Here is a 22341-nt window from a genome sequence, read left to right on the forward strand (position 1 = left end):
GCCGTCGGGGGTGGACGCGGTCAGTCGGCGGTGCCGCCCGACCGCTGCGCGGGGGTGGCGGCCCTGCCGGCCGGTGGGCTGGCCGACAGGTTCGCCTCGCACGTCGGGGAGATGCTGGTCTGGTCCTGCACGATCCGGTCGTCGAACAGGATCGTGCAGTGCAACGTCGGGATCCCGCCGGCGTACGCCAACCGCTCGTCGACCCCCGGCCGGGCCTGCGGCGTCGCCGACACCCACACCCGTTCGACGTCGGGATGACGCAGCGTCACCGCGTGGGACCAGGCCCAGGTCAGGCTGGTGGCGGACTGTGTCTTCAGCGCGCTGTGCCCCCAGGTGACCGCCATCCCGAACAGCCCACCCCCGCCGCCGACCACCTCGACGGTGAGCGTGACGACGTACTCCACCGGGGCCGGTGCGGGGGCGGGCGACGGGCCGGCGGAACAACCGGCCACAGTGGCGGCCACAGCGGCGACAGCGGCGACACGTCGCATGGAACCTCCTGCGGAACGTCGGCGGACGGCGACCGGCCCGTAGCCTAGCGTGCGCCCGCTGCGGGTCCCGCCCGCCGGTGGGACATCGCTAGGCTCAGGTCGGCACCGGGCAGGGAGGAGACCCGTCGTGGACGAGTCGTGGCAGCCGGCCAACGACACCGAACGGGCGTTGCTGCGCGCGGCGCGCGACGACGACCGCACCGGGTTCTTCCGCATCCTCACCCGGGCCGAGCTGTTCCTGCCGCAGTTGCGTGCCGACGACCCGGCCGACGGCGGTCAGCGGTTCGTCACGATGGACCTTTTCGGACAGCCGTTCCTGCCCGTGTTCACCTCGCTGGAGTCGATGGTGCCGCAGGTCGCCGGGGTCGCCGACGCGTACACGGTGACCGGGTACGACGAGCTGTGCGAGCGGTGGCCGGTGGCCGGGTGGCGGCTGGCGGTCAACCCGGGCACCCCGCTGGACGCGTACCTGCCGGTGGAGGCGGTCCGGGCGGCGGCGGACGGGGAGCTGGCGGTGCCCGCCGGGGCGGAGCTGCTCACCGAGCTGGCCGAGGCGGCGGCTGACGACGAGATCGCCGCCGCGACGGCCGACGGGTCGGACGATCCGGCTGCTGCCCCCGCCCCACCGGCACCCGCCCCGGGCCCGGCGGACGAGCCGGACACCGCCGCGCTGTTGCGGGACGCGGCCGAGCGGGGCGACTCCGTCGGTTACCTGGATGCGCTGCTCGACGCGCTGGTGGTGCTCCCCACCGGTGCCCCGGTGCCCGACCCGGCCCGACTGGTCGACCCGGACTTCCCGTGGCGTGCGGTCGACGCGGGGGAGACGCCGGTGATCGAGGTGTTCACCGCACCGGAACGTTTCGCACGGGCCTACCCGGACGGCACGCCGAGCCTGCGGGCCACGATGGCCGCCCTGCTCACCGTCTGGCCGCCGGGGTACGCCCTGGCCGTCGACCCGGACTCCCCGGCCGGCATCACCGTCCCCGCCGACCAGGTGCCGTTCCTCCTGCTCTGGCCCACCCCCGACGGGACGGGCCCCGACGAGGTCACCCGCGCCGGGGCCGCCCCCGACGACCCGGACTCCGCCGGGGCCGCCACCGACGAGCCGAACTCCGCCGGGGCCGTCGCCGGGCGGCCGGCCGATGCCGGGTGGGGCCGGTGAGCGGGGCGACGCTGATCCCCGGTGCCCGGTACGCCTTCGGGGTGGTCCATCCGGTTGCGCCGATGCTGCGGGTCCGCTATCGGCAGGGGGTGCCGGTCGACCCGTACGGCTTTCCGGACTGGACGCCGTACGCGCGGGCAGTGGTCGAGCTGCCGCCACTGCCGCCGGGCATCGGGGTGGACGCGGCCCGGGTGTTGGACGTACTCACCGCCAACCTGGCCGTACCCGACCCGGCCGACCCGGACGCGTCCGGGCGTACCCCGGCGGGGTGGGTCTGGGCGCATCTGGCACGCAGCCGGCGGGTGGCGCTGGTGCCGGCGGAGTTGCACGTGGCGCTGCGGCACCTGGGCGGGGTGGGCACCGGCGACGCCGACCCCCGGCGGCGCGGGCTGCCGGTGGAGACTGCCGAGCCGCCGCCGCTGCGGTTCGCCGAACGGCTCAGCCCACCGGCGGTGGCCCGCGTCGAGCAGCGGCTCGGCTGCGCCCTGCCGGCCGGCTACCGGGACTTCCTGGCCCGCACCAACGGTGGCTGGCCGGACTGGCCGGCGGTGCACCCCCGATTCGGCTTCGTGGTCGACCAGCCGCTGTTCGGGGTGGCCCGCGCGGACCGGATGCAGGACCTGTGCCACGCCAACGCCTGGTTCACCGACCGGTTCACCGCCGACTGGCTGGCGGTCGGGCACGTGCAGGGTGGGCTGCTCGCCGTCCGGGTGGCCGGCGGCGACGAGGGGTCGGTCTGGTACTGGGACGACGACGACCCCCGGGCCCGCGACGACGACACCGCCGCCGACGTCGGCAACCGGCTGCTGCACCGCTGCGCCGACAGCTTCGGCGTCTTCTGGCACGCCCTGCGGGCGGTCCCGGGTCCGCTGCGTGACCTGGCCGTGAAGGCGGTGGCCGGGGGGCGGGTGACCCGGGTCGAGGACGAGCGGACCGGGTCGGCGTTGCCGCCGGCCCGCCGGCGGCCGGCGGCGTGAGGCCGGGACGGAGGAACACATGACGGGGTACGGACGGCGCGGGCGACAGCCGGACGCCACGCAGGTACGGGGCCGGACGGTCATCGCCGACCCGCACCGGTCGGGCGGTCCGGCGACCGGCGGCGTGACCCGGTCGGGTGGTCCGGTGGCCGGCGGTGTGACCCGGTCGGGTGGCCCGGCCCGGTCGGTCCGGCGTCGGGTGGCGGGTGGGGTGGTCGTCGGGCTCGCCGCCGGACTGCTGGCCGGGCCGGTGCCGCCCGCTGCGGCGGCACCCGACTGTGCGCAGGCCGGTGGGCAGGTCGCCGCGCCGTCCTGGGCCCAGCAGGTGCTCGCCCCGGAACAGGTGTGGCCGTTCAGCCAGGGTGCCGGGGTCACCGTCGCGGTGCTCGGCTCCGGAGTGGACGGTGACCACCCGCAGTTGCGGGGGCGGGTCGAGCCCGGCTACGACGCGGTCCGGGGCAGCGGCCGGGCCGACACCGACTGCACCGGCCAGGGCACCCGGGTGGCCGGGCTGATCGTCGCCCGGCAGGCCGGCCCGTCGCCGTTCGCGGGGCTCGCGCCGAGCGCCCGGGTGCTGCCGGTACGGGTGGTCGACGACCGGGCGTTCGGTGCCGCCCCGGTCGACCCGGGGGTGCTGGCCCGGGGCATCGACTGGGCCGTCGACCGGGGTGCCCGGGTGGTCGCGGTGACCGTGGCCGCCGACCGGGACAGTGCGGCCCTGCGGACGTCGGTGCGGCGGGCCGTCGTCCGGGGTGTGCTGGTGGTGGGTGCCAGCGGCGACCGGGGCGGGGACGGCAACCCGGTGTCCTACCCGGCCGGCTACCCGGAGGTCCTCGCCGTCGGGGCGATCGGCCCGGACGGGCGGCGGTGGCCGAAATCGCAGTACGGGCCGTACCTGGACCTGGTCGCGCCGGGCGTCGCCGTCACCACCACCCAGCGCGGCAGCGGGCTGGTCGAGGCCGCCGACGGCACCGCGTTGGCGTGCGGGTTCGTGGCCGCTGCGGTCGCCCTCACCCTGGCCAAGCGGGGCGGTGCGCCGCGCAGCGAACTGGTCCGGCTGTTGACGGTGACGGCGGTCCCCGGCGCCGACCGCGCCGAGTACGGCCACGGGACGGTCAACCCGTACGGGGCGCTCAACGACCAACTGCTGCCGCAGGCCAGACCCGCCCCGCTGCCCCGGTTCCGGCCTGCCGTCGACCGGCCCGACCCGGCGCTGCGGGAGAGCCGGCGGATCGCGCTGGCCGGTGCCGTGCTCGCCCTCGGCACCGTCCTGGTGATCTGTGCGGTCGCACTGACCCTGCCCAGGGTGCGCCGCCGCCGGTGGCGGGCCGCCGTCGCGCCGGCACCCGCCCGGTCGGCGCAGCCCACCGAACCGGGCCCCCCGGTGCAGCTCTTCGACGACCCGGAACCCGGCCCCGGCCGATGAACACCGCCCGCAGTTCAGGGCCGTGCCCGGCCGGGGCGGGCCGCCCGGGACAGCGGTCGGGCGGGCCGGTACGCCCGGTGGGGTCGGTCAGCCCCCGACGGTGACCGGGGCGGGACGGACCGCGCCCCGTGGGTCCAGGGTCGGGCCGGTCGGGACCAGCATGGTCAGGCTCGGCGGCACCACCAACGCACTCTCCGCCGGGTAGCCGAGCAGGCGCAACGCCTCGGCCGACGGCACCGCGTACCGGATGCCCAGGTCGGTGACGATGCTGTAGGCCCCGGGGCTGCCGAGCAGCTTCAGCACGGTGACCCGGCCGGCGGGGGCGGCGATCCGGTCGGCGAGCGGGACGCCGTCCGGGGAGACGGATCCGGTCGGCGCGGCCCGGTCCGCGCCGGGCAGCGTGCCGCCCACGGTCAGTGCCGGCGGGGTGCCGGCGTCGGAGGTGGCGGCACAGAGCTGCTGACCCGGCTCCGGGCCGAGCAGCTTCGGTGGGGTGGCGGGCGGCTGGCCCCGGTCCGCCGGGCGGGGTAGCTGCCCGCTCTTCGGCAGCGCCGTGACCGCGGAGACGGCGACCGGCGCCGGTTGCCGCCCCGACTGGCCGGTCTGGATGGCCTGCTGCACCGGGGTGATCGGGGCGACCCCGTCGGTGAGCACCAGGTAGTGCTGCGGGCCGGAAGCGGTCTGGGTGACCAGCACGTCACCGTTGCGGCGGCCGGGCACCTCCCGGGACGGGTCGTCCCGGTCGGCGACGGGCAGGGCGGCGAGGTCGACCCCGGCGGGCAGCGCGTTCAGCCAGGCGGTGCCGACGGGGGTCGGGGTGACCGCCCCGAACAGGGCGGGCACGACCACCCGGGAACCCTGCACCAGGTGCCGGCGGCCGTGCCAGACCAGGTAGTTCATGCCCAGCGTGGCGTCCTTGACGAGCAGCCCGTCGTCGCCGACGCCCCGCCCGTCGACCGGGCGGGCGGCCAGCGCCAGGGTCACCGTGTCGGTGGTGCGGCCGGTGTCGTCGGTCGCCGGGGCGGAGCAGACCGTCCACGGCAGACCCGCCTGCCGGTCCGCTGCCGGCAGCGAGGCCGGGGCGTTCGGGATGCCCATCGTCACACCCCGGGGGACCGCGCTGAGGGTGCTGCTGGAGACGCGTACCACGGGGGTGCCGGGGCGACCGGCGGCCAGCAACGCGGAGGCGTAGTTGAGCGTCGGGTGCAGCCGGCCGTCCAGATAGACGTAGGTGGCGCCGGTCTCCTTCTCGACCACCACCGAGCCGGGCTTGCGCCAACTGTCCCCGCCGACCTTGGTGAGCAACCCGTAGATGCCCACCCCGGCGGCGACCAGGACGGCCACCATCAGGCCGCCGAACAACGCGCCGATGCCCCGACGCAGCGGCGACTGCTGCGGGTCGGTCTCGCGCATCACGAACGCGGACATCACCCGCTGGGTCATGAACTGGTAGGACTGGAGCTGGTCGCGGCGGGTCGTCATCGTCGCCTCACCCGCCGATCGAGGCGAACATCCCCCGGATCGCCCCGAACAGGCCGATGACCGCGCAGGCCAGCGGAATCAACGCCATGATGGCGATCACGTCGGCGATGTCGGCGGCCCGGCCCAGATAGGGTGACGGCCGGCGACGGCTGTAGAGCAGGCCGGCGACCAGGGTCACCGCCGCCACGGCGACCACACCGAGCCCGATCAGCATCCGGTCACCGCCCGACGTGGTGGCCAGCAGCGCGGCGACGGTCAGCGCCGACAGCCCCGACAGGCCACTGACCAGCAGCGGCACCCGCTGCGCGGCGGTCGGGAACAGCCGCCCGCGCAGCAGCAGCGCACCGGCACCGCAGAGCGCCAGCAACACGCCGGCCGGGGTGCGGTCCTCGGTCAGCAGGAACGCGATGGCGAGCGCGCCGCAGACCGACGCGGACAGCAGCATCCCGGTGAGCAGCTCGGTGGCCCGCGCCACCGTCACGAAGACCCTCGCCCGCTCGGGCACCGGCCGGTCCTTGAGGATCTCCTCCGGCCGGTCGGGCAGCTCCGGCACCGGCAGCCTGCCCAACCAACCGGCGATCAACGGGTAACCGGGCAGCAGACCGATCACGGTGGTCAACGTCGCCGCCGCCGCCCCGGCGGGGGAGACCCCGCCGTAGCAGAGCAGCGCGGCCAGCACGCCGGTCAGGCCGGCGGCCGCCCCGGCCATGAACAGCCGCTGCACCCCGCCCACCGCCGCGTACCCGGCGATGCCGAAGACCAGCAGGGCGGCGGAGCCGAGTAGCAGGCTCGGTGCGCCCAGGTCGACGATCCGCACCCCGTCCGGTGCGGCGAGCAACGCCCCGCCGAGCAGGGCGTAGGGCAGGCCGGCGGCGGCGACCACGGCACCGGCGGTCGCGTCGGGCACGGCCCGCGACAGCACCGGCCCGGCGACCGCCAGCAGCGCCGCTACCCCCAGCGCCAGCAGGCCCGGGGCCCGCCACGGCGAGCCGACCGCGAGCAGGGCGAACAGCCCGAATCCGAGCAGCGCGGCGGTCACCGTCAACCCGGCCCGCCGGGTGGCGTCGTTGCTCCACGACCGACCGGTCCGGCGCGCGCCGCTGGCGATCACCTCGACCACGTCGTCGTACGCCAGCTCGGGCCATTCGTCGCGGCCCGGCGTGAGGTGCAGCAGCTCGCCGTCGCGGACGCCCTGCACGGCGAGGTTGCGGGTGGCCTCCAACAGGGTGCCGGTGGCCCGTCGGAGCACCCAGCCGCCCTGCTGCTCACCGACGTCGCCGAGACCCTCCCCGGCATGGCGCAGCAGGTGCGGCAACAACTCCCCGACGAGCATGCCGTCGGGCAACGCCACGTCCATCCGCCGCTGGGGAGCGGCGATCGTCACCCTGGCCAGACTGAGACCGCCCGGGGCCGTCACGCTGGTCACCTCCCCGTGTGCCACGCGTCCGCGCGGTCGCCTCCTGGGCCCTCCGCGGCGGTCAAGGTAGCACGGCGGGGCGGCCCGTCGGGGGGGTCCGGCCGACGGGCGGACGGCGGTCCCTGCCAGGGGTGACCGGTCGATAGAGTGGGCCGCCGGTGACCTATGTGGTGGGAGGTACGGGGGAGATGTCGTCGTTGGTGGTCGTCAAGCGTCCACCCCGCCGGCCGGCACCCCCGCTGCCGACCGGGGAGGTGCTGCTCGACCCGCCGCCGGAGGTGCCGGCGGCCGGCGGCCGGGGCTGGACCCGGATGCTGATGATCCTGCCGATGGCGGCCGGTGCCGCGGCGATGGGCCTGATGATGGGCATGCAGCGCGGTGGCGTGATGACCTATGTGGTCGGTGGCATGTACGGGGTCTCCATCCTCGGCATGATCGCGGTGATGGTGGTCAACCAGTCCGGGCCGGGCAAACGCGAGATGATCGAGGCACGCCGGCAGTACCTGCGCCGCCTCACCCAGCTGCGGGCCCAGGTCCGCAACACGGTCCACCAGCAGCGGGAGGCCATCCACTACCGGCACCCCGACCCGGACTCGCTCTGGTCCACGGTGACCAGTGGCCGGCTGTGGGAGCGTCGGCGGGGCGACGCCGACTTCAGCGTGGTCCGCATCGGGCTCGGCCCGCAGGAGGTCGCCACCCCGCTGATCCCGCCGCAGACCCGCCCGGTGGACGAGTTGGAGCCGCTGTGCGCGGTGGCGCTGCGCCGGTTCGTCGCCACCTACTCGGTGGTGCCCGACCTGCCGGTGGCGATCGCCCTGCGCGACTTCTCCCACGTCCACCTGCGCGGGGCCGACGACGCCGTACGCGGGTTGGTCCGCGCGGTGGTGGCCCAGTTGACCACCTTCCACGCCCCCGACGACCTGCTGGTCGCGCTCTGCGTCGACCCCGACCGTCGGGCCGGGTGGGAGTGGGCGAAGTGGCTGCCGCACGCCCAGCACCCGACGAAACTCGACGCGGTCGGGCCGATCCGGCTCTTCGCCCCGACCGTGGTGGCGCTGGAGGCGATGCTCGTCGACGTGCTCGCCAACCGGCCGCGCTTCGACCCGTCGGCGACGGCGACCGTCGCGCCGTACGTGCTGGTGGTGATCGACGGCGGGCAGATCGCCGGCTCCGACCACCTGATGACCGAGGGCGGGGTCGCCGGGGTGACCCTGCTGGACCTCACCGGTCACCCCCCGCGCCTGCTCGACGAGACCTCCGTGGTGCTCGACGTCGCCGAGGACGGCACCATCTCGGGCACCACGATGGACGGCAGCACCCGGGTCGGCCGGGCCGACACCCTCGATCCGGCCCGGGCCGAGGTGCTGGCCCGGGAGTTGTCCCCGCTGCGGCTGTCCGCCGCGTCGTACGCCGACCAGCCGACCGTCGCCGCCGACCTGGGGTTGGCCGACCTGCTCGGCCTCGGTGACCCCTACGAGCTGGACCTGGCCACCGCCTGGGGCAGCCGGCCCAACCGCAGTCGGTTGCGGGTGCCGATCGGGGTCAACGAGAACGGCCGGCCGATCGAGCTGGATCTCAAGGAGTCCGCCCAGGAGGGGATGGGCCCGCACGGGCTGCTCGTCGGCGCGACCGGCTCCGGCAAGAGCGAGCTGCTGCGGACGCTGGTGCTGGCGCTGGCCGTCACGCACAGCCCGGAGATCCTCAACCTGGTGCTTGTCGACTTCAAGGGCGGTGCGACCTTCGCCGCGCTGGACCGGCTGCCGCACACCAGTGCCGTGATCACCAACCTGGCCGACGAGTTGTTCCTGGTCGACCGGATGCTCGGGGCGATCCAGGGCGAGATCACCCGTCGGCAGGAGCTGCTGCGCCGGGCCGGCAACTACGCCTCGCAGCGCGACTACGAGCGGGCCCGAGCGGCCGGGGTGCCGCTCGCTCCGCTGCCCAGCCTGCTGATCGTGGTGGACGAGTTCAGTGAGCTGCTCAGCGCCCGACCGGACTTCATCGACATGTTCGTGCAGATCGGGCGGGTGGGCCGGTCGCTGGGCATGCACCTGCTGCTGGCCTCGCAGCGGCTGGAGGAGGGGCGGCTGCGGGGCCTGGAGACGCACCTGTCGTACCGGCTGGGGTTGCGGACGTTCTCCTCGATGGAGTCCCGCGCGGTGCTCGGGGTGGCCGACGCGTACGAGCTGCCCCGCTCGCCGGGGCACGGCTACCTCAAGGCCGGCACCGAGGGGCTGATCCGGTTCAAGGCCGCCTACGTCTCGGGGGCGGTCCGGCAGCACGGCGGGGTGCCCACCGTCGGTGGCCGGCTGATCGACCCGGTGCGCGACTACACCACCGACTACGTCCCGCTCGCCACCGACGACGAGCCGGACGAGCCGACGCAGGCCCCGGTCGACGAGCATGTCGGGGAGAGCCTGCTCGACGTGCTGGTGGCGCGGATGCAGGGGCACGGGCCGGCCGCCCACCAGGTCTGGTTGCCGCCGCTGGAGGAGCCGCCCACCCTCGACGCGCTGCTGCCACCGGTGCAGGTGTCCCCGGTGCGGGGCCTGACGATCGCCGCCGAGGACCGGCACGGCGCACTGCACGGTGTCGCCGGCATCGTCGACAAACCGTTGGAGCAGCGCCGCGACCCGCTCTGGCTGGACCTGGCCGGGGCGGCCGGCAACGTGATGGTGGTGGGCGCACCGCAGACCGGCAAGAGCAACCTGCTGCGTACCCTGATCACCAGCCTGGCCCTGGGCAACACCCCGCGCGAGGCGCAGTTCTACTGCCTCGACTTCGGCGGCGGCACCCTGGCCGCGCTGGCCGGCCTGCCGCACGTCGGCGGGGTGGCCAGCCGGCGTGAGGTGGACAAGGTCCGGCGGACCATCGCCGAGCTGCACGGGTTGATGCAGGCCCGGGACGCGTTGTTCACCACGCACGCGGTGGAGGGCGCGGCGGCCTACCGGCGGGCCCGCCGGGAGGGCCGTTTCCAGGAGGACCCGTTCGGTGACGTGTTCCTGGTGGTGGACGGCTGGGCGGCGCTGCGGGCCGAGTTTGAGGACCTGGAACCCCTGGTCACCGAGCTGGCGAATCGGGGGCTCGGCTACGGCATCCACATCCTGGCCGCCACGAACCGGTGGATGGACGTCCGCCCGGCGGTCCGCGACATGTTCGGTGCCAAGGTGGAGCTGCGCCTCGGCGAGCCGGCCGACTCGGTGATCAACCGGCGGGCCGCGGTGAACGTGCCGGAGCAGCACGGCCACGGGCTCACCCCCGACGGCCTGCACTTCCTCGCCGGCCTGCCCCGCCTCGACGGCCGGCCCGTGGTCGACGACCTGCCGGACGCGCTGGCCGACCTCGTCAGGCAGGTGCAGCAGCACTGGACGTCGGCAGGTGCCCCGGCGGTGCGGCTGCTCCCCGCCGAGCTGCCTTTCGAGGCGTTGCCCGCCGCGCAGGGCGGCCTGATCCCGATCGGCATCGCCGAGACCGACCTCCAGCCGGTACGCCTCGACTTCACCGCCGAGCCGCACCTGCTGCTCTTCGGGGACGTCGAGTGCGGCAAGAGCACCTTCCTGCGGGGGCTGGCCCGCAGCATCGTCGAGGGCAACGACCCGGCGCAGGCCCGGATCATCCTGGTCGACTTCCGGCGTAGCCTGCTCGGCGCGGTGGACTCCGAGCACCTGATCGGCTACGGCACCTCCCCGCAGGTCACCGCCGACCTGGTCAAGCAGGTGTCCACGGTGATGGGGGAGCGGTTGCCGGGGCGGGACGTCACCGCCGAGCAGCTGCGCGACCGCAGCTGGTGGAAGGGGCCGGAGCTCTACCTGCTGGTCGACGACTACGACCTGGTGGCCGGGGCGGCGGTCAACCCGCTCGCGCCGCTGCTGGAGTACCTGCCGCAGGCCCGCGACATCGGCCTGCACCTGGTGCTGACCCGTCGGATCGGCGGTGCCGGACGGGCCATGTTCGATCCGATGATCGGGCGGATCAGGGAACTGGCCTCCCCGGGCATCATGATGTCCGGGCCGCGGGAGGAGGGCGCGCTGTTCGGCACCGTCAGGCCGCAGCGGCTGCCCGCCGGCCGGGGTTGGCTGTTCACCCGTCGCCACGGCGCCCAGCTCGTCCAGCTCCCCCTGGTGCCGCCCCAGGTCAGCTGACCCGCCCGGCCCACCTCCCCGGGGTGCGACGGGACGCGCGAGGACGCGTTGCCGCTCATCGTGACGCACGGGCCGGCCGGGTGCGGCCAGGCGACCCGCCGTGGTCGTCACCCGGGTTACGCTGCGGTGGTGAGCCGGCGCGAGCGGTATCGGATCGAGTTGCGGGTGTCCGACCCCGCGCGGTGGCCGGCATATCTGCGGGAGCATTCGGGGCTGCCCGGGCCACGGGCCAACCTTGAGCTCGCCCAGGCCGTCGCCGACGAGGGCGGGCCCGCCTCGTTCGACCATCTGATCGGCACCGACGACGAGTATCTGGTGTTCTGCGGGGTGCTCGGTCTGGGTCGTCTGCTGGCGGCCGGCGGGCGGGCCCCCAGACGCATCGAGGCACGCCTGCACGACCACGCCACCGACCCCCGCTGGCGGGTACGCGAGGCGGTGGCCCTGGCGTTGCAGCGGCTCGGCGACGCCGACCTGCCGCGCCTGCTCGACCTCGGCACGGCGTGGGTCGGGGACCCGCACCCGCTGGTCCGGCGGGCGGCCGTCGCGGCCGTCTGCGAACCGCGGCTGCTGACCCACCCGGAGGCCGCCGCCCGCGCCGTCGCCCTGTGCGACCGGGCGACGGCGGGGCTGGCCGCGCTGCCGTCCGGCCGTCGCCGCGACGACGACGTCCGGGCCCTGCGTCAGGCGTTGGGTTACTGCTGGAGTGTCGCGGTGGCTGCCGATCCGGCTGCCGGCCTGCCGCTGTTCCGGGCGCTGGCCGGCATCGACGACGGCGACGTGGCCTGGATCGTCCGGGAGAACAGCCGGAAGAAGCGCCTGGCCGGGCTGCTCGTCAGCGGCGGGGTGCGCCCAGCAGGTGCTGCTCGACCGATGTCTGGCTGATCCACAGGTGCCGGTCCGTGCCGCCACCGACCAGGGTGAGCATGTCGTCGGCCATCACCTGGAGGAACCGGCCGCTGTCCGGGGGCAGCCGCAGCGCCCGCTGCGCCGTCGCCGACTCGTCGGCGGAGAGCCGTTGCAGCACGCAGAGATCGCTGTCGCGCAGGGCGGGCGCGGTGCCGGCATCGAGCCGCCGCAACACGGTCAGCTCGGCCTGCCACACCCCGGGGGACGCCGTCCCGGACGCGGTCGGGTCGGGGGACGGCGACCCGGGTGTGGTCGGGGCGGTCGCGCCGGGCGGTAGGTCGCGGACGATCAGGACGGGCTGCTGGGCGGTGCCGGCGGTGGGCAGCGGGCGGCCGTCGGCGTGTATCTGGACCCGGTCGGCGGCCCGGCCGAGCGCCACCGTGCCGAATCCGGCCCAGCCGGCCGGGTCGGCGGTGAGCACGACGACCCGGGCCCCCAGGGCCAGCGCCCGGAAGGCGACGAGCTGCCCCGCCCACACCCCGCCGACCAGGGTCACCCGGGTCGGTTCCGGGCGGAACAGCCGGATCGTGACCGCTGCCCGGCGGCGGTCCGCCCCGAGCACCAGACCGGCCGGCAGCGGGGTGGGGCTGAGCCGGGCGAGGGCCGCCGGGGAGACCGCGTGGGTGCCGATCCGCAGCCGGGGCAGCCGCCCGGACGGCCCGCCACGGCCGGGGACGTCCTCGGCCCCGAGGCCGCGGGTCGGCGGTGGCCCCGGTGGAGCGGGTGGATGGCTTTCCGGGGCGGCCAGCGGACTGGCGAGGGCCCGGGTCAGCGGGTCGGCGGTGGCCAGCGCGGTGGCGGTGGCGGTGCCGGCCGCGTCGGCGTCGCCACCGGTCCGGGCGCCTGAGGCACCCAGCACCGGTGCGTCCGCAGCGACCGGCGGTGCGGTGACCGGCGGTGCAGCGACCGGAGTTGGTGCGGCGGCAGCGGCGACCGGTCCGCCCGGGTACGCCCCGGCAGCCGCCGGCCCCGGGCGATACGCCCCACCGGCCTGACCCGGGGAGCGAGGTCCACCGGTCGAATCCCGCGGATACGACCCGTCGGCCGGGCCCTGCGGGTACGGCTCACCGGCCGGCTCCGCCGGGTACGGCTCACCGGCCGGCTCCCGGTACGGCCCGGCCGGCCGGGCCGGGGACGCGCCGAAGGTGGCCGGCACCGTAGTGCGTCGTTCGTCATCCGGTCCGGTCATCCCGCGCCACCCCCCGTCGGTGCCGACGCGTACACCGCCGGGCCGTGTTCGCCGTCGAGGGGGAAGAGTTCCCCGCCCGCCTGCCGTACCCCGTCGACGGCCGGCCCGCACAACTGCGGCAGCAGCTCCGTCGGCCCGGTGACGCGGACCAGCCCCCGCAGGTCGAGATCCTCCCCCGGCCCGTTGGAGGCGGCCGTCAACGACACCGTCACCAGCGAGGCGGGCAGGGTCTCCAGCCAGCCGAGCATGGCCGCCGCCCGGTCGACGGGTGGCCAGCGGCGGATCCAGAACGAGCGGTGCGCGAGCGGGCCGCAGTGCCACGCCGACCACTCCTCGCGGACCGGGGTCGCGCCGAGCGGGACGCCCGGGGTGAACCCACAGGACCGGCCGACGGCGGCGAGCAGGCCGTGGGCGTCCAGCAAACGGTGCTCGACCCCGCACCGGCGTAGTGACCTGCCGACCTGGCGGGCCAGCGCGGCCACCACCGACGGGGCGATCCCCAGGTCGACCGCGTAGTCGCCGATCGCCTCGGCCAGCGCGCGGGCGTCCAGCCGGACCGCCACCCAGGTCGCCCGCGCCCCCGGGACCGGACCGCCGTCGAGGCCGGCCAGCAACTGCCGGTAGGACTCCCGGGCCGGGGCGGCCGGGTCGTCACCCGGCCCGCCGGCCGGGACGGTGCTGGTCACCACCTGGAGCACGGCGCCCGGCTGCCCGGACTCGGCCAGTGCGGTGGCCAGCACGTCCAGCGGCAGGCCGCCCGGCGGGTCACCGGTCGGCCCGGACCGGTCGACGGCGGCCACCGCGAACCAGCCGGCGTCGTCGCGGGCCACCCCGATCCGGGTCCCGTCGGCCAGCGCCACGGTGCCCACCGACAGGCCGGGGGCGAGTCGTTGCAGGGCGTCCAACCCCGGGTCGGCGGCCACCGGCACCGCCGCGGCGGCCCGCCGCCGGTGGTGCCGGGCCAGCGACCGCTGCTCCAGCCACCAGCGGCCCCGCGAGCGCAGGAACACCACGGTCAGCAGGAGTACGCCGCAGAGCGCGGCGACGACCAGCACCGGCATGCCGAACAGTCCACTGGCGAGGACGCCGATCAGCACCGCCTCCACCAGGAGCAGTTGCAGGACGTGCAGCTCACCGATCCGGCCGGGACGGCGACGGGGGGCCAGGTGCAGGCGGGCGTCGGAGTGTTCCGGCCGGAGGGTGGTGTGTCCCGGTCGTGGTGCTCCGGTCATCTCCGGCTGCCCCCCAGACGCCTCGACCCGTGTGGCCCACTCACGGTGGGCCGCCCTCATCATAGGAACCCGCCGCCGCCACCCGGGGCCCGTGGGGTCGGCGGCCGGGTACCCGCCGCCGGGCCGCCGAGGTGGTCGGTCCGTTGCGGGTCGACTCGTCCGCAGGCCGGCTCGTGGCGGGCCCGATCCGGTCCCTGTCCACAGTCGACCGTGGGGTCGAGGGCGGAGTCTTCCAGGGCCGGGAATTGGGCGGCCTGTCAGTTCACCCGGAAACCGATCCGGGGGTCGGCGGTCACCCCGGCCCGGTACGCGGCCACCGCCGGCCGGTCCGAGTCGATGACCCAGTCGCCGGAGCCCTTCTGGTTGAAGTAGACGAACCCCAGCAGGTCGGGTCGTTTCCGCATCGCGGTGAAGAGTTCGTCGACCGCGCGGCGGCGCATCGTGCCCGGCTCGGCCCCGGTCTCCACGATCAGCAGTGGTCGGGCGGTGAACTTGCGGACCTGCCTGATGGTGGGTGCGAAGAGGTCGTCGAAGGTCTGCTCGCCGCGTCGGGTGAAGTAGCCGTCGACGCCGACCCAGTCCACGTACGCGTCGCCGGGGTAGAGCGGGGCGAGCTTCACCGAGGGGACCGGGTTGATCACGTTCGGGGTCCAGGTCCAGATGACGTTCGTGGCGTCGGCGCGGGCGAAGACGGCGTGGATGTGCCGCCAGGCGGCGACGAAGTCCTTGGCTGTGTTGTCGTGCGCGCCCCAGGAGTACCAGTGGCCGTTCATCTCGTGCGCGATGGTGAGCGCCACCGGCAGGTTGAGCCGGCGTACCGCGACGGCGAACTCCACCAGGTACGGGTCGTGCCGCCCGGCGGCGATGTCCTTGAGTTTCGCCTTGAACGGTTCCCAGCGGACGATCGGCAGTGCTCCGTACTGGTGGACGCGGCGGACCTCGGCGGCGGCGAACTCGTCGTCGAAGCTTTCGTAGATGGTGATGATGTTGGGCTTGCTGCCGACCAGGTCGGCGAACCGGTCGACCCGGCTCATGTCCTGCGGCGCCCCGCTCAGCGCCACCCCCAGGTAGCGGCCCTGCGGTTGCACCAGCGGCCGGACGTCGTACGCCGGGGGCGGGCCGGTGGGGGAGGGCGACGCGCTGGGTCCGGTGGCGAACCGGGCCGGGCGGCTGGCCGGGGCGGGCGCGAGCGCGGCGTAGCCGAAGACCCCGATCACGAACATCGTCACGATGGTGAACAGTTGGCGGGAGGTCACCGGGAACGCTCCGGCCGGATGTCCCGCGCCGGCTTCACCAGCAGCGCCTGCAACGCGACGGCCAGGTAGAACGCTCCCCCGAGGAAGGCCGGCGCGAAGGTCCACAGCTGGTCGGTGATCATCCGGTGGGCTGCCAGGCCGGTCCACAGTGCGCCACTGCCCGCCGTGCAGACGGCCATTCCCCACCACAGTCGACCCGTCCTGTTCTTCCGTCCCGTGCCGCCGGTGGGCTGCCAGCCCATGCTCTGCCCGCGCAGCAGGTCCCAGATCGCGAAGGCGTGCGACCAGCCGTAGACCATCTTGACGGTCCACGCCTCCACCCGGTAGGCGCACCGGTGCCAGAGCGGGAACACCACCAGGTTGTAGATCAGGCTGGGCACGATCCACAGGTAGTTGGCCGGGGCCACCGACTGCGGGAACCAGGCCAGCAGCACGATCGGCACCAGCGGCCCGACGAAGGTGAACAGCGCCGTGTGCAGGTAGTAGCAGAACCCGGAGAGGTACGACAGCCGGGTACGCAGCCGCATCCGGGTGTTCCAGAACTTCGTCGACCCGAGCAGGCTCATCGACCCGGCGCACCAGCGGTACTGCTGGGTGAAGAACGAGCTGACGTCGGCCGGGCACAGCCCGGTCGCGAGCGGCACCGGCAGGTAGCGCAGCCGCCAGCCACGCCGCCGCATGTCGAACCCGGTGTGGACGTCCTCGGAGTGCTCGATCAGCGTGGAACCGCCGATCGCGTCGAGCGCCTCCCGACGGTAGAGCGCGCAGCTGCCGACGCAGATCGCCGCCTCGTGGTGCTGCCGGGACACCTGCACCATCCGGTAGAACAGCTCCTGCACCGCCCCGGCCCCGCGTTCCAGCCAACCCTGGCCGGCGTGCACCCGGAAGTACTGCGGGGACTGCACGATCCCGAGATCCGGCTCGGCGGCCAGGTAGGGCACCATCTCGTCGAGCATGTCGTGCCGGGGGGTGAAGTCGGCGTCGAGCACCAGGATGTGCTCGCCCAGCGTGCGCTGGTACGCGTACCGCATGTTGCCGGCCTTCTTGTACCAGCCCCGGTTGGGGCGGCGCTGGTAGACGAAGCCGAAGGCGAGCGCCATCGCCTCCCGCTCGTCGGTGGCCGAGTCGTCGAGCACGTAGACGTGCACCCGGCCCGGGTAGTGGTCGACCATCCGGCTGACGTGCTCCCAGGTGTTGCGCAGCACCTCGGTCGCCTCGCCGCACACCGGCAGGAACACGTCGACCGACGGGTGGACGGCCGGCCGGAAGTCGCGGACCAGCCGCCGGTGCCGGTCCAGGTCGAACCCGGGCGTGCCGATGTTCACCGTCGCCGAGATCAGGTAGTAGAGGACGGTGAAGCCGAACAGCGGCAGCAGCGCCAGCAGCCAGGGTGCCATCCGGACGAAGAGCAACTGGCTGGTGAGCAGCCCGGTGAAGCTGACGAACGAGGCGATCATCAGCACCGGTAGCCGGCGGTGCCGGTAGGCGGCCTTCTCGTCGTCGTCCGGCGGCAACGGCAGCGCCGGGTCGACGGTCGTCGGGCGGCCCAGCGCCGCCGGCGCCACCACCTGCCGCGCCGTCGGTGCCCGTGGCGTCGGCACCGCCGCCGGCTCGCGGCCGGCCGGCACCACCGCCGGTGTCCGGGCCGCCGGCATCCGGCCACCCGGCACCGCCGTCGGTTCGCGGGGCGTCGGCACCGCCGCCGGCCGACCCGGCGCGCCCGCCCGTCCCGGCCACGCCGGGGGCACCGGCCCCCGCTGCGGAACCGCCGGCCGCTGCGGGGGCACCGCCGACCCCTGTCGGGCTGGCGGCACCGGGCGGTGGAACTCCGTCGTCTCGTCGGTGCGGCCCCCGCCGGCCCGGGTGCTCACTTCGTCACCTCGGGTTTGCGCACCAGCAGCCCGATGCTGAAGCCCCGGACCCGCCAGGTGCGCTCGACGGCGTACGGCTTGAGCGCGGCCTCCTTCGCCGCCCCGATCCGCTGCACCGGGTTGTCGAACGCCCCCTTACGGACGATCCACACCCGCTCCGGGCGACCCAGGCACACCGGGACGTCCCGGTCGGCGCACTCCCGCGCGCCCAGGGTGCCCTGCCGGCGGGCCGGTACGGTCATCAGCACGTCCCGGGGTCGCCAGCTCTCGTCGACGTACCGGTTCACCGCGTCCCGGCTGGTGCGCTGGTCACCGGCGTCGAACGGGCCGTACACCAGGATGTCGCCGGGGCGTGCGTGCGCCCGCAACACGGCGGCGATGTCCTTGGTGCCCTGGCTGTGGCCGGTGACCCCACGGATCTCCACCTGCGCCGGGATGCCGAGCAACCCGACCGCCAGCATCGCGGCGGTGCCGCGCAGCAGCGAGCTGCGGCGCAGGGCCAACGAAGCGACCAGCGCCCAGGCCGGCACCGTGAACAGCAGGTAGCGGGGCAGCCAGAGCGGGGTGAGCCGGGCGGCGACCAGCAGGCCCAGGGCGGGCAGCACCAGCCAGGTGGTGGCCACCGCCGACCGCTCCCGCATCGACATGCCGAGGAAGGCCAGGGCGAGCACCGCACCGGCGAGCAGCGGCCCGCCGAACAGCGCCTCCGGGGTGTCGACCAGGCGGTCCAGGGTGACCGGCGGAATCCAGTTGATCTGCGTACCGGTCTGTTGGCGGCCGAACCAGAGCACCGGCAGGACCGGCAGCACACCGGCCGCCGCCGCGCCGAGCCAGCCGACGAGGGAACGCCGTCGCTGCGCGCCCCGCCAGGCCACCACCGCGTGCGCGGCGAGCAGCAGCAACCCGACCAGGTGCAGCAGCCCCAGCAACGCCACCACGGCGGAATATCCCAGGTAGCGCAGGAACCGGGGGCGCTCCAGCAGCCGGATCAGCAGCAGGGTGGCCAGCGCGGCGGCGCACACCGCGAACGCGTACGGCCGGGCCTCCTGGGCGTACCGGGAGGTGGTCGGCAGCACCGCGAACAGCAGGCCGGCGACCAGCCCGACCCGTAGCCCGCCGATCCGCAGGCCGATCGCGGCGACCAGGCCGGCCGCCGCCGTCATGGCCAGCAGCGACGGCACCCGCAGCGCGACGTCGGAGCTGCCGGCCAGCGCCACCCACCCGCGCAGCAGCAGGTAGTACGGGCCGATGGAGGCGTCGACGTTACGCAGCACCGCGACGAAGTCGTCGAACCCGACGGTCACCATGCCCCAGGTGGCCAGCTCGTCCTCCCACAGGCCGGGCCGGTTCAACCCGATCCCGCCGAGGACGGCGACGACGGCCATCGGCAACAGCCGGGCCAGGTGACGCAGCCAGGGCGCGTCCAGCGGCTCCGGCGGGGCCGGCTGGTCGGCCTCGGTGGGCCGCCACGGGGCGGCCGGCTCGGGTGGCGCGTCGCGGACCCGGACGATCAGGGCGGTCGGCGCGTCGCTGCGGGCACCGGTGCCCCCGGTGGGCGACATCCCGGTCACCGGGTGGCGGCGAGCAGGTCGTCCAGGACGAGGGTGCGCAGGTCGTCCCGGCTCGGCATCCGGCCCAGCGCACGCAGCCGCCCGGACTGCGCCTTGCGCATCCCCTCCAGCAGCTTGCGGGCCTCCCGGGCGTTGCCGAAGTTCTGGTCCCGTTCGATCTGGCCGAACCACTCCAGCAGGCCGTCGGCCAGCCCGTCGGCGAGCAGGTACTCGTCGTTGCGGGCGATCCGCCCGACGATGTCGACCAACTGGACCGGGCTGTAGTTCTCGAACTCCAACGTCTTGGCGAACCGGGAGGCCAGCCCGGAGTTGGCGTCCAGGAAGGCGGCCATCTCGGTGGTGTAACCGGCGACGATCACCGCCACCTGCTCGCGGTGGTCCTCCATCAGCTTGACCAGGGTGTCGATGGCCTCCTGGCCGAAGTCGCCGCCGGCACCACCGGCCCGGGACAGGGTGTACGCCTCGTCGATGAACAGCACCCCGCCCAGCGCCTCGGTGAACACCGACGAGGTCTTCTCGGCGGTGTGCCCGATGTACTGGCCGACCAGGTCCCGCCGGGACACCTCGCGGAACTGGCCGTTGGGCAGCACCCCGAGCGCCTTGAGCAGCTGCCCGTAGACCCGGGCCACTGTCGTCTTGCCGGTGCCCGGGGCGCCCGTGAAGATCAGGTGGTGGCTCACCGCGCCCACCGGCAGGCCGGCGTTGCGCCGCCACTCGTTGACCTGGATCTCGTCGATCAGCGAGCGCACCTCGGCCTTCACCCCGGCCAGGCCGATCATCGAGTCCAGCTCGGCGAGCAGCTCCTCGACCTTGTGCTCGTCCTGCCCGACCGGGCCGCCACCCGCGCTGACCCCGGCCAACGGTCGCCCGCCCGCCTCGGCCGCCCGGAACACGGTGGTCGACCCCTCGGCGAGCCGGACGCCCGGAGCGGCGGTCCGCTCGGTGTGGCTGCCCTCGATCGTCCCACCGCAGCCCCGGCCGACGTCGATGCCGACACCCCGGGTGTCGTGCACCCAGCAGTCCACGATGGTGGGGCTGCTCTGCAACGCCACCACGATCCCGGCGTCGCCGGTGCCGGAGACGTCGCAACGCTCGATGGTGGGCCGGGCCGCCTGGTAGACGTACACACCCCGGAAGCCGGTGTTGCCGACGGTGCAGTTGCGGATGGTCGGGTCGGCACCGAGGCGCACGATGATCCCGTCATCGGTGACGTCCCGGATCTCGCACTGCTCGACCGTGCCGCCCGCGTCGGAGACGACCAGCCCGTGCTGTCCACCGGTGACGGTCACCTCCACGGCCTCGATCCGGGCCCCGTCGCGGACCGACACGGCTGCGGCATAGCCCGCGCTGGCCCGGCACTTCTCCATCCGGAGCCGACCGCCCACGGCGTCCACGGCCGGGTGGTCGGCGGCCTGGATGACCAGCCCCTGCAACAGCACCTCACCACCGTCGCAGGCCACCGTCGGTCGACCGGTGGCCCGACCGTCCACGGTGACCGAACCGGCCTCACCGGCGGCCACCAGGCGGACCCGTCGGCCGGTCAACCGGAGCGCCTCGGGGTAGACGCCGGGCTCGATCGAGACGACCGCGTCGTCCGGCGCGATCTCCAGCGCGTCCGTGATGGTCGGACAGGCACCGGGTCGGTCAGGGGAGACAGTCAGCATGCGCACCATGGTCCCGCTCGGTCGTGGAAGGACGGACCGGTTCGTCGTCGACGTCCGGTCGAAGGGTACCGGTCGAGTGGGGGTGGTCTCGCCCCCGCGTCAGATGGTGAAGGTGGCCTCGCGCACCGAGGCGGCCACCTTGCGTACCTCGTCCGCACGGTCCAGGGGGGCGGTCATCCGCAGCACCAGCTGCCTGTCGATCGCGTCCTCCGGCACGCTGCGCCAGTAGGAGAGGTAGACCAGGCCGTAGCGGGACGCGCCGTCCACCCGGGCGGTCTCGGCCCAGGTGGTGAACTCGCCACTGCGTACCCACTGCAACCCCCATGCCTCCTCCTGCCGGCGCAGCGCGGTGCGGCGCTCGTCGGTGCAGAGCCGGGGGCACTGCCGGACGACCAGGTCGCCACCGATGATCGACCCGTCGGCGGCCGGGACGCCGCACCGGTAGTGCGCCGAACCGCTGGTGCGGCCGGCCTCGGTGCAGCTCCACCCGGTGGGCACCCGGAAGCTGAAGTCGACCCCGGCCAGGCCGGTGATCTCCCGGGTCGGGTCGGTGGCGGCGAAGGTCGGCGCACCGGTCGGCCAACCGCCGCCGACCGGTGGTTCCACGCCCGGCTGACGCGGCGGTGTGCCCGGTAGCCCCAGGTCGACGCTCGGGGTCGGTGCCGCCGTGGCGGCGACGGTCGTCGGGTCGTCGGCGGACCACCTCGCGACGCCGAACCCGCCGGCCGCGCCGATCGCCGTCGCGCCCACCGCGACCAGCGCCACCAGCGCCAACCACCAGCCGGTACGCCCCCGGCCGCGGGCCGCGCCCGACGGGTAGGCCCCCGGGTACCCGGCCGGCGCGGGTCGGGGCGCGACCGGTGGCTGCGGGTAGGGCACCAGGGCTGCCCGCTGCCCGGCCGGCACCCCCTGCTGCGGCGTCGTCCGGGGCGGGGCCGGCGGTTGCGGGGCCGGCCGGGCGGCGGGCGAGGTCGGCCCCGCCGACCGGGGTACGCCGGCCGGGGTCGCGGTGCCGTCGGTGACCGGCCCGGCGGAGGCGGCCACAGCCGTCGCCGTGCGTGACCCGTCCACCGGGGAACCGGTCGCGCCACCGTCGGCACGCCCGGCCGGCGGGCCGGTCACCGGTGCCGCGCCGGCCGCCGGGCTCACCGGGGCGGTCGCACCGGGCGGGCCGGGCCGCTGCGACCCGACCCCGGCCGGGGGCTCCCCGGCCGGGACGAGGCGCTGGCCGAGGGCGAGGAAGACGTGCGCGGCCCCCGCGCCCTGCTCGGCGGCGCAGGCCACCCAGGGGACCGGTCCGGTGTGGTTGGCCCCGGTGATCGGCAGGCCGTCGGACCGGGCCAGCGTGTTGGCCGCAGCGGCGAACGCCTCCCGCCAGCCGCCCTCGGCGGCGGCCGGCGCGAGCACGGCCACGGTGAACGGCCGCTCGGCGGTGTCCCGCGCGGCCCACACCTCGCCCAGCTCGCACGAACTGAGCTTGCGGTGCAGCGCGTACGGACCGACTGTCTGCATGTGGCATCCCCCCGACCGATCGTATCGGTCGGGGCGTCGGGAA

15 protein-coding genes are annotated in these 22341 nt (G+C 75.2%); 5 read left to right on the plus strand and 10 right to left on the minus strand.

Annotated features, from left to right (window positions below; translation table 11 throughout):
- Window positions 1-20: 20 nt before the first annotated feature.
- A complete protein-coding gene (locus tag JQN83_RS16825; protein WP_208568090.1) occupies window positions 21-491 on the minus strand; it encodes a hypothetical protein in 471 nt (156 codons plus the stop codon).
- Between the two features lie 127 nt (window positions 492-618).
- Here JQN83_RS16825 and JQN83_RS16830 point away from each other — a divergent pair, with 127 nt between their 5' ends.
- Genes JQN83_RS16830 through JQN83_RS16840 form a run of 3 tightly spaced genes read left to right on the plus strand, consistent with a single transcriptional unit; the run spans window position 619 to window position 4056 of the window.
- A complete protein-coding gene (locus tag JQN83_RS16830) occupies window positions 619-1653 on the plus strand; it encodes an SseB family protein (RefSeq protein WP_208568091.1) in 1035 nt (344 codons plus the stop codon).
- Entirely contained in the window at window positions 1650-2630 is a 981-nt protein-coding gene (locus JQN83_RS16835) for an SMI1/KNR4 family protein (RefSeq protein WP_208568092.1), read from the plus strand. The genes JQN83_RS16830 and JQN83_RS16835 overlap by 4 nt, the downstream gene beginning before the upstream one ends.
- A 19-nt stretch (window positions 2631-2649) precedes the next feature.
- Entirely contained in the window at window positions 2650-4056 is a 1407-nt protein-coding gene (locus tag JQN83_RS16840; RefSeq protein WP_208568093.1) for a S8 family serine peptidase, read from the plus strand.
- A gap of 87 nt (window positions 4057-4143) precedes the next feature.
- Here the strand turns inward: JQN83_RS16840 and eccB are convergent, their stop codons facing one another.
- Complete coding sequence (gene eccB, locus JQN83_RS16845; RefSeq protein ID WP_208568094.1) at window positions 4144-5538, minus strand: type VII secretion protein EccB; 1395 nt, start codon at window positions 5536-5538, stop codon at window positions 4144-4146.
- Between the two features lie 7 nt (window positions 5539-5545).
- Complete coding sequence (eccD, locus tag JQN83_RS16850; RefSeq protein ID WP_208568095.1) at window positions 5546-6955, minus strand: type VII secretion integral membrane protein EccD; 1410 nt, start codon at window positions 6953-6955, stop codon at window positions 5546-5548.
- 188 nt (window positions 6956-7143) lie between these two features.
- Here eccD and eccCa point away from each other — a divergent pair, with 188 nt between their 5' ends.
- Window positions 7144-11097, plus strand: coding sequence for a type VII secretion protein EccCa (gene eccCa, locus JQN83_RS16855; RefSeq protein WP_208568148.1), 3954 nt, complete (start codon window positions 7144-7146; stop codon window positions 11095-11097).
- Window positions 11098-11226: 129 nt separating this feature from the next.
- Window positions 11227-11979 (plus strand): HEAT repeat domain-containing protein, encoded by a 753-nt coding sequence (locus JQN83_RS16860; protein ID WP_208568096.1) that lies wholly within the window; start codon window positions 11227-11229, stop codon window positions 11977-11979.
- Here JQN83_RS16860 and JQN83_RS16865 read toward each other — a convergent pair.
- The 7 genes from JQN83_RS16865 to JQN83_RS16895 all read right to left on the minus strand — a co-directional run bounded on the left by JQN83_RS16865 (window position 11930) and on the right by JQN83_RS16895 (window position 22298).
- Window positions 11930-13192 (minus strand): hypothetical protein, encoded by a 1263-nt coding sequence (locus JQN83_RS16865; protein WP_208568097.1) that lies wholly within the window; start codon window positions 13190-13192, stop codon window positions 11930-11932. The genes JQN83_RS16860 and JQN83_RS16865 overlap by 50 nt on opposite strands.
- Window positions 13189-14424, minus strand: a complete 1236-nt coding sequence (locus JQN83_RS16870) for a type VII secretion protein EccE (RefSeq protein ID WP_208568098.1) — start codon at window positions 14422-14424, stop codon at window positions 13189-13191. Before JQN83_RS16870 ends, JQN83_RS16865 begins: the two co-directional genes overlap by 4 nt.
- A gap of 257 nt (window positions 14425-14681) precedes the next feature.
- Window positions 14682-15680, minus strand: coding sequence for a glycoside hydrolase family 26 protein (locus JQN83_RS33150; RefSeq protein WP_208568099.1), 999 nt, complete (start codon window positions 15678-15680; stop codon window positions 14682-14684).
- Window positions 15677-17551 carry a glycosyltransferase family 2 protein gene (locus JQN83_RS16880; RefSeq protein ID WP_208568100.1) on the minus strand — a complete coding sequence of 625 codons (1875 nt, stop codon included), beginning with the start codon at window positions 17549-17551 and terminating at the stop codon, window positions 15677-15679. The genes JQN83_RS33150 and JQN83_RS16880 overlap by 4 nt, the downstream gene beginning before the upstream one ends.
- Entirely contained in the window at window positions 17548-19113 is a 1566-nt protein-coding gene (locus JQN83_RS16885; RefSeq protein WP_208568101.1) for a glycosyltransferase family 39 protein, read from the minus strand. Before JQN83_RS16885 ends, JQN83_RS16880 begins: the two co-directional genes overlap by 4 nt.
- A 5-nt stretch (window positions 19114-19118) precedes the next feature.
- Window positions 19119-20795, minus strand: a complete 1677-nt coding sequence (locus JQN83_RS16890) for a right-handed parallel beta-helix repeat-containing protein (protein WP_208568102.1) — start codon at window positions 20793-20795, stop codon at window positions 19119-19121.
- 90 nt (window positions 20796-20885) lie between these two features.
- Window positions 20886-22298, minus strand: a complete 1413-nt coding sequence (locus tag JQN83_RS16895; protein ID WP_208568103.1) for a hypothetical protein — start codon at window positions 22296-22298, stop codon at window positions 20886-20888.
- Window positions 22299-22341 lie beyond the last annotated feature (43 nt).

This window comes from Micromonospora antibiotica, assembly GCF_017599305.1.
Taxonomy (GTDB): Bacteria; Actinomycetota; Actinomycetes; order Mycobacteriales; family Micromonosporaceae; genus Micromonospora; species Micromonospora antibiotica.